This is a genomic window from Pseudomonas sp. RGB (genome assembly GCF_007713445.1).
Classification (GTDB): Bacteria; Pseudomonadota; Gammaproteobacteria; order Pseudomonadales; family Pseudomonadaceae; genus Aquipseudomonas.
The window spans coordinates 123,054-136,477 of the sequence record NZ_VMSH01000006.1 but is presented as its reverse complement, the minus strand read 5'-3'; the positions used below and the strand labels follow the sequence as shown (position 1 = coordinate 136,477).

Sequence of the window (13,424 nt, the reverse complement as noted above, 5' to 3'; positions counted from 1 at the left end):
TGTAGGAGTTGCTCTATGAGCCAAGTATTGGAAGATCTGGTGGACTTGCTGACGCTGGAGCCGATCGAGGAAAACCTCTTTCGCGGCCGCAGCCAGGACCTGGGTTTTCGCCAACTGTTCGGTGGCCAGGTGCTGGGCCAGTCGCTGTCGGCTGCCAGCCAGACCGTAGAAGAAGCGCGACATGTGCATTCCCTGCATGGTTATTTCCTGCGCCCCGGCGATGCGTCATTGCCGGTGGTGTATTCGGTTGACCGCGTGCGCGATGGCGGCAGTTTCAGCACGCGCCGCGTCACGGCTATCCAGAAGGGCAACCCGATTTTCACCTGCACCACTTCGTTCCAATATGACGAAAAGGGCTTTGAGCACCAGACCACCATGCCTGTGGTGGTCGGCCCGGAGAATTTGCCTTCGGAGCTGGAACTGACCAAGCAGCGTGCGCACTTGATCCCCGAGCACATGCGCGACAAGTTGCTGTGCCCCAAGCCGATCGAAGTGCGCCCGGTGACTGAAAAAGACCCGTACAACCCGCAGCCGTCCGACCCGGTCAAGTACGTGTGGTTCCGAGCCGACGGCGCGCTGGCCGACGCGCCCGCGCTGCATAAATACCTGCTGGCCTACGCCTCGGATTTCGGCTTGCTGACCACCTCGTTGCTGCCCCATGGCAAGACCGTGTGGCAAAAAGATATGCAGGTCGCCAGCCTCGACCACGCGCTGTGGTTTCATGCCGACCTGCGCGCCGATGACTGGTTGCTGTACGCAATGGACAGCCCGTGGGCCGGCAACTCGCGCGGTTTCTCGCGCGGCAGCGTGTACAACCGCGCCGGGCAACTGGTGGCCTCGGTGACCCAGGAAGGCTTGATTCGTCATCGCAAGGACTGGGCATGAGCCTGTCCGACGTTAAGCATTGGGTGTTTGACATGGACGGCACCCTCACGGTGGCCGTGCATGATTTTGCGGCGATCCGCGTGGCCCTGGAGATTCCGCCCGAAGACGACATCCTTACGCACCTGGCGGCCTTGCGGGCGGACGTGGCGGCGGCCAAGCACGCGTGGTTATTGGAGCATGAGCGCGAATTGGCACTCGGTTCGGTTGCCGCTGTGGGCGCGGTGGAGCTGGTGCGCGAGCTGGCCGGGCGCGGGTATCGCCTGGGCATCCTAACGCGCAATGCGCGCGAGCTGGCGCACATCACCCTGCAGGCGATTGGCCTGGCGGACTGCTTTGCCGTCGACGATGTGCTGGGGCGTGAAGATGCGCCGCCCAAGCCGGACCCGGGTGGGTTGCTGAAACTGGCAGAAGCTTGGGAGGTTTCGCCGGGCGAAATGGTGATGGTCGGGGACTACCGCTTTGACCTGGATTGCGGGCGGGCGGCAGGAGCCAAGACGGTATTGGTTAACGTGCCGCAGAACCCGTGGCCAGAACTGGCGGATTGGCATGCGGCGGATTGCGCAGTGCTGCGCCAGATGATTTAGCCCAAGCACTGAAGATCGAATGTGGGAGCGGGCTTGCCCGCGAAAGCGGTGGATCAGTCACTGATGAGTCGACTGAAAATCCGCCTTCGCGAGCAAGCCCGCTCCCACATTTTTATCCGGTTTCGTCAGCTGTTTTTACTTAGGGAACAACACCTTCTCGCCCTCAGGCGAAGTAAACATCTTATCCCCATCGTGCCCAACCCCTGGCACTTCCACCAACCTCTGAGTCAGCTGCGGATGACGCTGCTTGAGGTAGTCAAAATAGTTGTGCCCACGAATCAGGCGATACGCACCCTGGGTTTCGGCCTCGCAGCTTTTATCCAGCGCCGGGTGGTTCGGGTCGGTGTCCTGCTGGCCGAGCAAGTAGGTGATGTCGCGTGACACGTAAGCCTGCTCAAGCTGCTGGGCACTCTGGCCCTTGGCGTAGTCCGGCAGGTTTTGCATGCCGTATTTCCAGTCGTTGAAGCCAGGGCAACTGGCCGTGTCGAATTTCACCGGGCGTTGCGGGCTGAAATAGGCGTAGGACGACGGGTTGGCCACCACATAACGCAGGCTGATGCCTTCGGTTTGCAGCAGCGGGTGGTCGTGGCCGGTGAGGGCGAAACGCTGCACCACCTGGCCGCCGCCGGAATGGCCGGCCACCACGATTTCCTTCAACGCCGGGAACAGCTTGCGGTTGCCCAGGTGCTTGATGATCTGGTCCAGCGCGCCGTAGGAACTGAGCTGGCCGGGGCCCGTCGAGGCGTCGCCGGCCATCCAGTCATTGCCGTTCCAGCGCAGCACCTGGCTGCCCAAGTGGTTGCGCTTTATGTCGGACTCGTTGAGAAATTGCGGCGCGATCACCAGGGTTTTGGCCGCAACCCCGGCGTTTTCGGCGGCATCTTCGCCGCTTTGCAGGTAGGTCTGTGCATTGCGCAGGCGGCCATGCACGATGATCAGCGCGCGGGTCACGTTGGGCAGCGGCTGGTTCCAGTCCTGGCTCAAGCCCAGGCTCAGGTCACCGGCGTCCAGGTGGAAACGATCGGGGCTGACCACCTTGACGCCGTGTTCTTTCTCGGCGGCCCAGGTGGAGGAGGAACAGGCAATCATCACGCCGAACAGCAATCCCAATCGTTTATTCATCTAAAGACTCTTCGCTGTAAAAGTGTCGCATTGAGTGATCTGGCCCGCTGCGAAGCCGGTTTTGAACCAGCGAACGCGCTGCGCAGAGGTGCCGTGGGTAAACGAGTCCGGCACCACGCGGCCCTGACCCTGCTGTTGCAAACGGTCATCGCCGATGGCGTTGGCCGCATTCAGTGCTTCTTCGATATCGCCGGGCTCCAGCCAGTTCAGGCGTTTTTGCGCACGGTTGGCCCACACGCCGGCAAAGCAGTCGGCTTGCAGCTCCTGGCGCACCAGCAGGCCGCCGTCGCCTTGCATCTGGCGGCCCTGTTGGCGCGCGGCTTGAATCTTGGCCGAGATGCCCAGCAGCGTTTGCACGTGGTGCCCGACTTCGTGGGCGATCACGTAGGCCTGGGCGAAATCGCCGGCGGCCTGGAAGCGCTGCGACATTTCCCGGAAGAAATCCAGGTCCAAATACACCTGCTGGTCAGCCGGGCAATAAAACGGGCCGCTGGCCGAGGTGGCGCCACCGCAGGCGGAATTGACCCGACCACGGAACAGAATCAGTTTCGGGTTCTTGTAGACCAACCCGTTTTCCTTGAACACCTGGCCCCAGGTGTCTTCGGTGTCACCCAGAATCGCGCGGACGAAATCGGCCTGCTGGTCATTGGCCGGCGGTGCCTGGCGCGACTGCGTGCTCACTGACGGCGCTTGCTCCGCCTGGCCGGTCAACTGGCCGAGGATCTGCAGCGGGTCCTGGCCGGTCAGCCAGCCAATACCGACGATCAACACAATTGCCGTCAGGCTCAGCCCCTTGCCGCCGCCAAACCGCATGCCGCCACCGCCGCCGCCACTGTCATCGCGGGCATCTACCACGTTGTCGCTGCGTCGGCCTTTTTTCCATAGCATGGGGCAATCCTCTCGTTAAACCTGTCGAACACTTTTGTAAGAGCAGTGTTGTTGGTGCGTATGAATGGCGCCAGCCCGGCTGTCCGACAAGCAACAAGAGTTGCCTAGTATTGCTGCTGTCAGGCCGTGCAGGCAGGGGCGCCAGATGAAAGTTGTGTCAGCTTGATTGGGTCAGTCGCGGCAATAGCCTTCGCCGGTATCGACGATCAGGCAGTCCTTTTTATCCGCCAGCCATTTCAGGCCAGTGGCCTCGCCGTCGCCGGCGCTCAATTGTTGCGGGCCGTCCGGGCGGGTAAAGGCGATACCGTCTTCGTTGGCTTCACCTTTGAAGGTGCCTTCGTCGTCGGCGTCAAGGCCGTACTTCATGGTCAGAACGTAGTGGCCGCGGCCGATGCTGTCGTCCTTGGCGATGGTCAGGTTCAGGCCTTCGACGCCGATCCACTTGCCGACCCATTTGTCGGTGGGCGGCGTGGCCGGTACCAGGGTGGCCTGCACCGAGGCCGGGGCGGGCTTGGGCGCTTCTTTGGACTCTTGGTTACAAGCAGTGAGCAGGACGAGAGCAGAAAGAGCAAAGAGTGTCTTTTTCATAGCGGCAAGGCCTTGGTTAAAAAGTGCAACGCGCGGGCAAAGGTGCAGCGTTGGACTCGAATCCGGTGATTTAGTGCGCTGTTCGCACGGTGTTTGGTTATGCTCTTGGGGCGCACGCAGGCCCGCCTGCTAGATTACCGGGTTGAGCGCTTGCGTGTTCAGTGCTCAGCATTCAGCCCGCCATGCAAGAGAATTCAATGACTGTCAGTACACCCCTTTCCGGCGTCAACCATCCCTTCAAAGGCATTTTGCTGATTGTGGTGGCAACGTTTCTGTTTTCCAGCCACGACGCCTTGTCCAAATACCTGGCCGGGTTCTACCCGATCGTGATGGTGGTGTGGGCGCGGTACCTGGTGCACACCTTGTTGATGGCCGGCATTTTCCTGCCGCAGTCGGGCTTGCGCGTACTGCGCAGCAAACGCCCGGGCATGCAGGTGGTGCGTGCGTTGTGCCTACTGGGCACCAGCCTGTTTTTTACCGCGGCGCTGCATTACATCCCCTTGGCGGAAGCCACGGCGGTGAACTTCCTGGCGCCGATCCTGGTGACAGCACTGTCAGTGCCCTTGCTAGGTGAACACGTGACACGTGGCCAATGGCTGGCGGTGATCTGCGGGTTTGTCGGCGTGCTGATCATCATCCACCCCGGCGGTGAGCTGTTCACGCCTGCGGTGCTGCTGCCGCTGTGTTCGGCGTTGTTCTTCTGCTTCTACCAGCTGCTCACGCGCATCCTCAGCCAATACGACACGCCGACCACCAGTAACTTTTTCGCTGGCCTGTGCAATACCCTGGTGATGAGTGCGATGGTGCCGTTCTTCTGGCAGTTGCCCACGGTGTGGCATGGCGTGCTGATGCTGGCGCTGGGCACGTGCGGCATGACCGCGCACTTGATGTTGACCCAGGCCTTCCGCTTTGCGGCGCCGGCCTTGCTGGCGCCGTTCGGCTATTGCCAGATCGTGTTTGCGGGGTTGTTGGGCTGGCTGGTGTTCAACCATACCCCCGACATGACCACGGTGGTCGGCATCGGGGTGATCTGCATGAGTGGGTTGGCCGCTGCCTGGCAGCAGCGGCGGCGCTGAATCAAGCCTCGACGGTCGGAATCTTGCGAGGCGCCATGAAGTACATCCAGGTCAGCGCGATGAAGTACATCGCCGGGATCAGGGTGAACAGCACGGTGTAGTTGTTGTTCGTGACCGTGAGGATGTGGCCGACGATCTGCGTCATGAACATGCCGCCGATAGCTGCGCACATGCCGCCGAAACCGAACACCGTGCTCATCATGTGCTTGGGCGTGTAGTCCATTACCAGGCTCCAGATGTTGGCGGTCCAGGCCTGGTGCGCGCCGATGGCCAGGGAGATGGCGAACACGGCGACCCACAACTGGCTGGAGCCGGCGGCCATGATCACGCCGACGATGCAGCAGGCAAACAGCAGCATCGACAACAGCCGCGCCTTGATCGGATTCATCCCACGGCCGATCAGGAATGACGACAGAATCCCCCCACCCACGCTGCCGAAGTCGGCTGTCAGGTAAATGATGATCAGCGGGATGCCCATTTGGGTCACGTTGATGCCCAGGTTGTATTGCTGGTTCAGAAACGGTGGCAGCCAGTACAGGTAGAACCAGAACACCGGCGCGGTCAGTGCGTAGGCGAGGGCGAAGGCCCAGGTGCCGCGCATGCGCAGGATGCGGCTGAAAGGCACGCTGGGTTGCTCTGGTTCGACTTCCTGTAGCACGTAGTCCAATTCGGATTTTTTGACCGTCGGATGGTCTTCCGGGTTGTAGTACTTCAGGCCCCAGCACACCAGCCAGATCCCGCCCAGTGCCGACATGCACAGGAACGCTGCCTGCCAGCCCCACACGTGAAGGATCAATGGCAGCAGCATCGGCGTCATCATCGCGCCCACATTGGTGCCGGCGTTGAAAATACCGGTGGCCACCGCGCGCTCACCGGCCGGGAACCACAATCGCGTGGTCTTGACGCAGGCCGGGTAGTTGGCGGCCTCGGTCAGCCCGAGAACGAAGCGGCAGACCATAAAGCCGACGGCCGACGTCGCCAGGCCATGGGCGCCCGTGGCGATGCTCCACAGCAACACGGCGCAGAAAAACACGCGCTTCACGCCAATTCGGTCAATCAGCCGGCCTTGCAGCACAAAGCCGATGGCGTAGCCGACCTGGAACCAGAAGTTGATGTTGGCGTAGTCCATCGCCGTCCAGCTCATCTCCTTGGCCAGGATCGGTTGCATCACGCCCAGCGCGGCGCGGTCGATGTAGTTCAGGGTGGTGGCGAAGAACACCAGGGCCAGCATGCCCCAGCGGGTTTTGCCCACGGCCATGGCGCCGCGGATTTTGTCGCCGATGCCGCTGTGCGGATTGCTGTGGCGCACGGCCACGGCGGGAGTTTGCGAAGGCATGAGGTCGTACCCGTTTTTTTGAAATTTTTATGGTGTGTTCTGGGTCTTGATACGTGTTCGATGGTGCGCAGTGGCTAAAAACTCGTCAATTCGCGGATTACCATTTTGTTCGATAATCGCCCAAAAAACTAACCGGTTCGTACATTTCAATTGCTGTGCACAGTTTAGCGGCCAATAATTTGCCGTAAATAAGACGAGCCTCATTTGTCGGGAGTCGCCCCATGCAACGCTCCATTGCCACTGTTTCCTTGAGTGGAACCCTGCCGGAAAAACTCGAAGCCATCGCCGCTGCCGGGTTTGATGGTGTGGAAATCTTCGAAAACGATCTGCTGTATTACGACGGCAGCCCACGGGAAGTCAGGCAGATGTGCGCCGACCTGGGTATCGCCATCACCTTGTTCCAGCCGTTTCGCGACTTTGAAGGCTGCCGCCGCGACCGTCTGGCGCGCAACATCGAGCGCGCCGAGCGCAAGTTCGACTTGATGCAGGAACTGGGCACCGACCTGGTGCTGGTGTGCAGCAACGCTTCGGCCGATTGCGTCGGCGATGAGCAGACTCTGCTCGACGACCTCAGCCTGCTCGCCGAGCACGCCGGCCGCCGTGGCCTGCGCATCGGCTATGAAGCGCTGGCCTGGGGCAAGCACGTGAATACCTGGCAGCAGGTGTGGAACCTGGTGCGTCAGATCGACCACCCGAGCCTTGGCGTGTTGCTCGACAGCTTTCACACCCTGTCGCTCAAGGGCGACCCGAGTGCAATCGCCCAGATCCCGGGCGACAAAATCTTCTTTGTGCAAATGGCCGACGCGCCGATCCTGGCCATGGACGTGCTGGAGTGGAGCCGGCATTTCCGCTGCTTCCCGGGGCAGGGCGAGTTCGATCTGGCGGGGTTTCTTGCGCCGATTATCCAGAGTGGCTACAGCGGGCCGTTGTCTCTGGAAATTTTCAACGATGGTTTCCGCGCAGCCCCGACGCGGGCGAATGCGGCGGATGGCTTGCGCTCGCTGTTGTACCTGGAAGAGAAAACCCGCGAGCGCCTCAAGCAGCAAGCGCCTGCTCAACCGGTCGACCTGCTGTTTGATACGCCGGCCGCCAGCGAGTACGACGGCATCGAATTTCTTGAGTTTGCCGTGGATGAAAACCTCGCTGCCAAGCTCACGCAATGGCTGGAGCGCCTGGGTTTCGTCAAGGCCGGGCAGCACCGTTCCAAGAGCGTGAGCCTGTTGCGCCAGGGCGATATCAACTTGATCCTCAATTGCGAACCCTATTCTTTTGCCCACAACTTTTTCGAAGCCCATGGGCCGTCGCTGTGCGCCACCGCGATTCGGGTCAAGGACAGCGCCAAGGCGTTGCAGCGCGCGGTGGCCTACAAAGGCCAGCCTTATCGGGGGCTTGTAGGGCCAAATGAACTGGAGTTGGCCGCCGTGCGTGCGCCGGACGGCAGCCTGATTTACCTGGTGGATCAGAACGCAGGCGGGCTGTACGGCACCGACTTCAATCTGCAACCGACTACCACCTCAAGCGGCGGCCTGCTGCGCATTGACCATATGGCCATGGCCTTGCCCGCCGACAGCCTCGACAGTTGGGTGTTGTTCTACAAGAGCCTGCTGGATTTCGAAGCCGATGATGAAGTGGTGCTGCCTGACCCGTACGGCCTGGTGAAAAGCCGCGCGCTGCGCAGCCGTTGCAGCTCGATTCGCCTGCCGTTGAACATTTCCGAGAACCGCAACACGGCGATTTCCCACGCGCTGTCGAGCTACCGCGGCTCGGGTGTGCACCACATCGCCTTCGACTGTGCGGATATTTTCGCCGAGGTGAGTCGGGCCAAAGAGGCAGGCGTGCCGTTGCTGGACATCCCGCTCAACTACTACGACGACCTGGCGGCACGCTTTGATTTCGACGACGAGTTCCTCAGCGAGCTGGCGTACTACAACGTGCTGTACGACCGTGACGCTCAGGGCGGTGAGCTGTTTCATGTGTACACCGAGCCGTTCGAAGGGCGGTTTTTCTTCGAGATCATCCAGCGCAAAAACGGCTATGCCGGGTATGGCGCAGCCAACGTGGCAGTGCGCCTGGCGGCGATGGCCAAATCGCGTAGCGGGGCGCCGCGACAAGCACGGTTATGACGGCGCGGCCAGGTGCTTCCTTCGGGAAGCGCCTCGGCCCATAATCGCGGCCTGCACAACAAAAATGGCCGTGAGCGCACCATGACCCTGACCCCCGACCTCTCCGCTGTGTCAGACGCACCGCGCAAGAGTCGTAAGAACAACCCGGAAAAGACCCGCGAAAACATCCTGCAGGAAGCGATCGTCGAGTTTGTCCAGCAGGGCCTGTCCGGCGCTCGCGTGGATGCCATCGCCGAGCGCATCCACACCTCCAAACGCATGATTTATTACTACTTCGGCAGCAAGGAGCAGTTATACGTCGAGGTGCTGGAGAAGCTCTACGGCGACATTCGCAATACTGAAACCCGCATGAACCTCACCGCCCTGGAGCCGCGCGAAGCGATTCGTCGGCTGGTGGAATTCACCTTTGATCACCATGACCAGAACGTGGATTTCGTGCGCATCGTCTGCATCGAAAACATCAACAACGCCGAATACGTGAAGCGCTCGGATTCGATCAAGGCGATGAACAGCAATATTCTCGAAGCGCTTGGCGCCACCTTGCAGCGCGGCGTTGAGATGGGCGTGTTCCGCCAAGGGCTGGACCCGTTGGACGTGCACCTGCTGATCAACTCGTTCAGCTTTTACCGAGTGTCCAACCGCCATACGTTCAGTGAGATCTTTCAGATCGGGTTGTCGGACGAGGCGGTTAAACAGCGGCATCGGGAGATGATTTGTGAAGCGGTGATGCGTTACCTGCAAGCCTAAATCCATCGAATACCCTTGTGGGAGCGGGCTTGCTCGCGAATGCGGAGTGTCAGTCAATACATCCGGCGACTGACACAGCGCTTTCGCGAGCAAGCCCGCTCCCACATGGGGTCGGTTTCGGCAGTCAGGTATTCATGCTCTGGAAGTGCGCCAACATCCTCTGCGCATCCGGCCTCTCACCACTGAACAGCTCAAACGCTTTTACCGCCTGAAACACCGCCATGTTGCCGCCATCCAGCGTGCGGCAGCCCAAGGCGCGGGCATCGCGCAGCAGCTCGGTTTCCAGCGGGAAATACACGATTTCTGCGACCCATAATGCCGCCCGCAACAGATGGGCAGGCACCGGCGTGCCGGGCAGCTTGGCCATGCCCATCGGCGTGGTGTTGACCAGCCCATCGGCCTCGGCCATGGCGCTTTCCAGGTGGTTGCCGACCTGCGCGCGCCCGGCGCCGAAACGCTGGGCAAGGTTATCCACCAGGTCCCGAGCGCGGGTCACGTCCACGTCGAAAATGCTCAGGTGGTGCACGCCCTCGGCCAGCAGCGCGTGGGCCACCGCCGCGCCCGCACCGCCGGCACCCATCTGCACGACATGCTGGCGCGCGACGTCATTCAAATTGCGTCGGAATCCTTCGGCGAAGCCCAGGCAGTCGGTGTTGTGGCCGATGCGTTTGCCGTTCTTGAACACCACGGTGTTGACCGCGCCAATGCCCCTGGCTTCGTCGGACAATTCGTCGAGCAACGGCAGAATCGCCTGTTTGCACGGGTAGGTAATGTTCAAACCGGTGAACTGCATCCTCTCGGCGGCGTGCAGCAGGTCGGGCAGGGCATCAATATTCAGTTGCAGCGGTTCCAGGTCGATCAGGCGATACAGGTAGCGCAAGCCCTGGGCATCACCTTCCTGCTCATGCAGGGCAGGCGTGCGGGAGGCTTGGATACCTGCGCCGATCAGGCCGGCGAGGATGCGCGGTTTCATCGGGCTCACCCTTTCAACGTGTGGCTGAAATGTTCCAGGGCCAGGTGGTAACCATGGCTGCCGAACCCGGCGAGCACCGCCTTGGCAATGGGCGACACAAACGAGTGATGCCGAAACGCCTCACGCGCGTGCACGTTGGATAAATGCACCTCGATCACCGGCACTTCGCTGGCCACCAATGCGTCGCGAATTGCTACCGAGGTGTGGGTCCAGGCTGCCGGGTTGATCACGATGCCGGCGCACCGGGCGCGGGCGCCGTGGATCCAGTCGAGCAGTTCGCCTTCGTGGTTGGTCTGGCGGAATTCGATTTTCAGCCCGAGTTTTTCTGCGCTGCGCCCGCACAGGGCGGCGATGTCGGCCAGGGTTTCATGGCCGTAGGTGGCGGGCTCGCGGGTGCCGAGCAGGTTGAGATTGGGGCCGTTGAGCACCAGCACGATGGGCGGCATTTTGGGGTATCTCCACAGTTATTATTGGTTGTGGAGATAAAATGTACTGGATGGTTAATTTGGTCAATTGACGGCGGCGGATCTGTTCGATTATCGAACCGTAAATCAACGCGCGGGAGTTTTCGGTGGTCGGCGACCGCCCATTGCCAATGGCAGGAGGGCGGTCGCACGCGTGTGAGACGGGTTACCGGCGGGTCAGCAATACGCCGGATTCCATATGGTGCGTCCATGGAAACTGGTCAAACATCGCACACTGGGTGATCCGGTGCGTGTCATGCAGTTGCGCAATGTTCGCCGCCAACGTCTCCGGGTTGCAGGAGATGTAGAGGATGTTGTCAAAGCGCCGCGTCAGCTCGCAGGTATCCGGGTCCATGCCGGCGCGTGGCGGGTCGACGAACACGCTACCGAATTCGTAGCTTTTCAGGTCGATGCCATGCAGGCGGCGGAACGGGCGCACTTCGTTGAGCGCTTCGGTGAGTTCTTCAGCCGACAGGCGCACCAGGGTGACGTTATCCACCGCGTTTTCATCGAGGTTGCTCAACGCCGCATTCACTGAGGTCTTGCTGATTTCGGTCGCCAGCACTTTACGCACACGGGTCGCCAACGGCAGGGTGAAGTTGCCGTTGCCGCAGTACAGCTCCAGCAAATCATCCGGGCGATCGCCCAAGGCTTCATACGCCCAGTTGAGCATCTTCTGGTTCACCGTGCCGTTGGGCTGGGTGAACGCGCCTTCGGGTTGGCGATAGCTGAACGTGCGCCCGCCGACGGCGAGTTTTTCCACCACGTAGTCGTGGCCGATCACATCACGCTTGCCCTTGGAGCGCCCGATGATGCTGACATTCAAGTCGGCAGCGAGTTGGTTGGCGGCCGCGTGCCAGTGCTCGTCCAGCGGGCGGTGGTAGCACAGGGTGATCATCGCGTCGCCGGCCAGGGTGGTGAGGAACTCCACTTGGAACAGCTTGTGGCTCAAGGCCGCGCTGGCTTGCCAGGCGGCTTTGAGTTGCGGCATCAACTGGTTGATGCGCTGGCTGGCAATCGGGAATGCTTCGATCAGAATCGGCGTGCGCTTGTCGTCCTGGGAAAACATCGCGTAGTGGCGCTCGCCGCCTTCGCGCCACAGGCGGAACTCCGCACGCAGGCGGAAGTTCTGCAGCGGCGAATCGAAGACCTGTGGCTCGGGTGCGTCGAACGGTGCCAGCAGGTCACGCAAGCGCGTGACCTTGTCTTGCAGTTGAGCGGTGTAGCTTGCGGCGTCAAAAGTCATGCGTTGAACCAGCCCAGCTTGATCACAAACAGAATCGACAGGATCACCAGTGCCGGGTTCAGCTCACGGTAGCGGCCCGAAAGCAGCTTGATGGCGGTCCAGGCGATGAAACCGAAGGCGATGCCGTTGGCGATGGAGTAAGTGAAGGGCATCGCCAGGGCGGTGATCACCACCGGCGCTGCAACCGTAATGTCATCCCAGTCGATTTCGGCCAGGCCCGAGGTCATCAGCACGGCCACGAACAACAACGCAGGCGCGGTGGCGAAGGCCGGAACGCTGGCCGCCAGTGGCGAGAAGAACAGCGCCAGCAGGAACAGGATCGCGACCACGATGGCGGTCAAACCGGTACGGCCACCGGCGCTCACGCCTGCCGCGGACTCGATGTAGCTGGTGGTGGTCGAAGTGCCCAGCAGCGAACCGGCCATGGCCGCGGTGCTGTCGGCGATCAGCGCACGGCCCATTTTTGGCATGTGGCCGTCCTTGCCCATCAGGCCGGCGCGCTTGGCGACGCCGATCAGGGTGCCGGAGTTGTCGAACAGGTCAACGAACAGGAACGCGAAGATCACGCTGACCAGGCCGATATCCAGCGCGCCTTTGATATCCAGCTGCAGGAAGGTCGGGGCCAGGGACGGTGGCATCGAGATCACGCCGCCGAACGGGGTGACATTCAACAGGATCGAGACAATGGTCACGGCCAGAATGCCGATCAGCACTGCACCGCGTACGGCCAGGGCTTCCAGCGCAACGATGAGGATAAAACCAAAGGTGGCCAGGATAGGCGCCGGTTGTTTCAGGTCGCCCAGGCCCACCAGGGTGTTCGGGTTGCCGACCACGATACCGGCGTTGTGCAGGGCGATCAGCGCCAGGAACAGGCCGATACCGGCGGCAATCGCCGAGCGCAGGGGCAAGGGGATGCTGTTGATGATCCACTCACGGATGCGGAAGATCGACAGCAGGAAGAACAGCACCGCCGAAATGAACACCGCGCCCAGCGCCACTTGCCAGGTGTGGCCCATGTGCAGCACCACGGTGTAGGTAAAGAAGGCGTTGAGGCCCATGCCCGGCGCCAGTGCGATCGGGTAGTTGGCGATCAGGCCCATCACGGTCGAACCGATGGCGGCGGCCAGGCAGGTCGCGACAAACACCGCGCCCTTGTCCATGCCGGTCTCGCCAAGGATGCTCGGGTTCACGAACAGAATGTAGGCCATGGCCAGAAAGGTCGTGATCCCCGCAAGAATCTCGGTGCGCACGTTGGTGTTGTGTGCTTTGAGTTGAAACAGCTTTTCCAGCATGCCGGCTCCCTGTGACGCTATTTTGCGTCGTTATTTGTTGACCTCTAAGTCAAAGCACAAACTGCGCCAAGCGCCTGTGGTTTCAGAGAGGATCGGAAAA

At 61.2% G+C, this 13,424-nt stretch carries 13 protein-coding genes; 5 read left to right on the top strand and 8 right to left on the bottom strand.

The genetic code is table 11. The features are described from left to right. The first annotated feature begins 15 nt into the window (after positions 1-15). Positions 16-885, top strand: a complete 870-nt coding sequence (tesB, locus tag FPT15_RS14835) for an acyl-CoA thioesterase II (protein ID WP_145162285.1) — start codon at positions 16-18, stop codon at positions 883-885. Then, on the top strand, positions 882-1,469 hold the full coding sequence (locus tag FPT15_RS14830; RefSeq protein WP_145162282.1) for an HAD family hydrolase: 588 nt from the start codon (positions 882-884) through the stop codon (positions 1,467-1,469). The genes tesB and FPT15_RS14830 overlap by 4 nt, the downstream gene beginning before the upstream one ends. Before the next feature lie 135 nt (positions 1,470-1,604). On the opposite strand, the gene FPT15_RS14825 is transcribed toward FPT15_RS14830, so the two are convergent. From FPT15_RS14825 to FPT15_RS14815, 3 genes are all read right to left on the bottom strand, one after another. Further along, a complete protein-coding gene (locus FPT15_RS14825; RefSeq protein ID WP_145162280.1) occupies positions 1,605-2,591 on the bottom strand; it encodes an alpha/beta hydrolase in 987 nt (328 codons plus the stop codon). Continuing rightward, positions 2,592-3,479: a neutral zinc metallopeptidase gene (locus tag FPT15_RS14820; RefSeq protein WP_119740949.1), complete on the bottom strand. Its 888-nt coding sequence runs from the start codon at positions 3,477-3,479 to the stop codon at positions 2,592-2,594. It abuts the gene before it with no gap. Positions 3,480-3,650: 171 nt separating this feature from the next. Then, positions 3,651-4,067, bottom strand: coding sequence for a membrane lipoprotein lipid attachment site-containing protein (locus FPT15_RS14815; protein ID WP_145162277.1), 417 nt, complete (start codon positions 4,065-4,067; stop codon positions 3,651-3,653). A 197-nt stretch (positions 4,068-4,264) separates the two neighbouring features. On the opposite strand from FPT15_RS14815, the gene FPT15_RS14810 reads away from it, so the two are divergent. Next, positions 4,265-5,143 (top strand): DMT family transporter, encoded by an 879-nt coding sequence (locus tag FPT15_RS14810; protein WP_145162274.1) that lies wholly within the window; start codon positions 4,265-4,267, stop codon positions 5,141-5,143. 1 nt (position 5,144) lies between these two features. Here the strand turns inward: FPT15_RS14810 and FPT15_RS14805 are convergent, their stop codons facing one another. After that, positions 5,145-6,479: an MFS transporter gene (locus FPT15_RS14805; RefSeq protein WP_145162271.1), complete on the bottom strand. Its 1,335-nt coding sequence runs from the start codon at positions 6,477-6,479 to the stop codon at positions 5,145-5,147. 221 nt (positions 6,480-6,700) lie between these two features. Here FPT15_RS14805 and quiC point away from each other — a divergent pair, with 221 nt between their 5' ends. Then, entirely contained in the window at positions 6,701-8,602 is a 1,902-nt protein-coding gene (gene quiC, locus FPT15_RS14800) for a 3-dehydroshikimate dehydratase QuiC (protein ID WP_145162267.1), read from the top strand. Positions 8,603-8,683: 81 nt separating this feature from the next. Continuing rightward, positions 8,684-9,349, top strand: coding sequence for a TetR/AcrR family transcriptional regulator (locus FPT15_RS14795; RefSeq protein ID WP_145162264.1), 666 nt, complete (start codon positions 8,684-8,686; stop codon positions 9,347-9,349). 124 nt (positions 9,350-9,473) lie between these two features. Here FPT15_RS14795 and FPT15_RS14790 read toward each other — a convergent pair whose 3' ends face one another. From FPT15_RS14790 to FPT15_RS14775, 4 genes are all read right to left on the bottom strand, one after another. After that, on the bottom strand, positions 9,474-10,322 hold the full coding sequence (locus tag FPT15_RS14790) for a shikimate dehydrogenase (RefSeq protein ID WP_145162261.1): 849 nt from the start codon (positions 10,320-10,322) through the stop codon (positions 9,474-9,476). A 5-nt stretch (positions 10,323-10,327) separates the two neighbouring features. Continuing rightward, positions 10,328-10,768, bottom strand: a complete 441-nt coding sequence (aroQ, locus tag FPT15_RS14785) for a type II 3-dehydroquinate dehydratase (protein ID WP_145162258.1) — start codon at positions 10,766-10,768, stop codon at positions 10,328-10,330. Between the two features lie 184 nt (positions 10,769-10,952). Then, positions 10,953-12,032: a tRNA (uridine(54)-C5)-methyltransferase TrmA gene (trmA, locus tag FPT15_RS14780; RefSeq protein ID WP_145162254.1), complete on the bottom strand. Its 1,080-nt coding sequence runs from the start codon at positions 12,030-12,032 to the stop codon at positions 10,953-10,955. Continuing rightward, a complete protein-coding gene (locus FPT15_RS14775; RefSeq protein ID WP_145162251.1) occupies positions 12,029-13,324 on the bottom strand; it encodes an NCS2 family permease in 1,296 nt (431 codons plus the stop codon). The genes trmA and FPT15_RS14775 overlap by 4 nt, the downstream gene beginning before the upstream one ends. Positions 13,325-13,424 lie beyond the last annotated feature (100 nt).

Coding starts and splice junctions, on each gene's coding strand:
- FPT15_RS14815 (WP_145162277.1), bottom strand. CDS start 4,067: ATGAAAAAGACACTCTTTGCTCTTTCTGCTCTCGTCCTGCTCACTGCT.
- FPT15_RS14775 (WP_145162251.1), bottom strand. CDS start 13,324: ATGCTGGAAAAGCTGTTTCAACTCAAAGCACACAACACCAACGTGCGC.
- FPT15_RS14820 (WP_119740949.1), bottom strand. CDS start 3,479: ATGCTATGGAAAAAAGGCCGACGCAGCGACAACGTGGTAGATGCCCGC.
- FPT15_RS14810 (WP_145162274.1), top strand. CDS start 4,265: ATGACTGTCAGTACACCCCTTTCCGGCGTCAACCATCCCTTCAAAGGC.
- FPT15_RS14790 (WP_145162261.1), bottom strand. CDS start 10,322: ATGAAACCGCGCATCCTCGCCGGCCTGATCGGCGCAGGTATCCAAGCC.
- tesB (WP_145162285.1), top strand. CDS start 16: ATGAGCCAAGTATTGGAAGATCTGGTGGACTTGCTGACGCTGGAGCCG.
- FPT15_RS14805 (WP_145162271.1), bottom strand. CDS start 6,479: ATGCCTTCGCAAACTCCCGCCGTGGCCGTGCGCCACAGCAATCCGCAC.
- FPT15_RS14825 (WP_145162280.1), bottom strand. CDS start 2,591: ATGAATAAACGATTGGGATTGCTGTTCGGCGTGATGATTGCCTGTTCC.
- quiC (WP_145162267.1), top strand. CDS start 6,701: ATGCAACGCTCCATTGCCACTGTTTCCTTGAGTGGAACCCTGCCGGAA.
- trmA (WP_145162254.1), bottom strand. CDS start 12,032: ATGACTTTTGACGCCGCAAGCTACACCGCTCAACTGCAAGACAAGGTC.
- aroQ (WP_145162258.1), bottom strand. CDS start 10,768: ATGCCGCCCATCGTGCTGGTGCTCAACGGCCCCAATCTCAACCTGCTC.
- FPT15_RS14795 (WP_145162264.1), top strand. CDS start 8,684: ATGACCCTGACCCCCGACCTCTCCGCTGTGTCAGACGCACCGCGCAAG.
- FPT15_RS14830 (WP_145162282.1), top strand. CDS start 882: ATGAGCCTGTCCGACGTTAAGCATTGGGTGTTTGACATGGACGGCACC.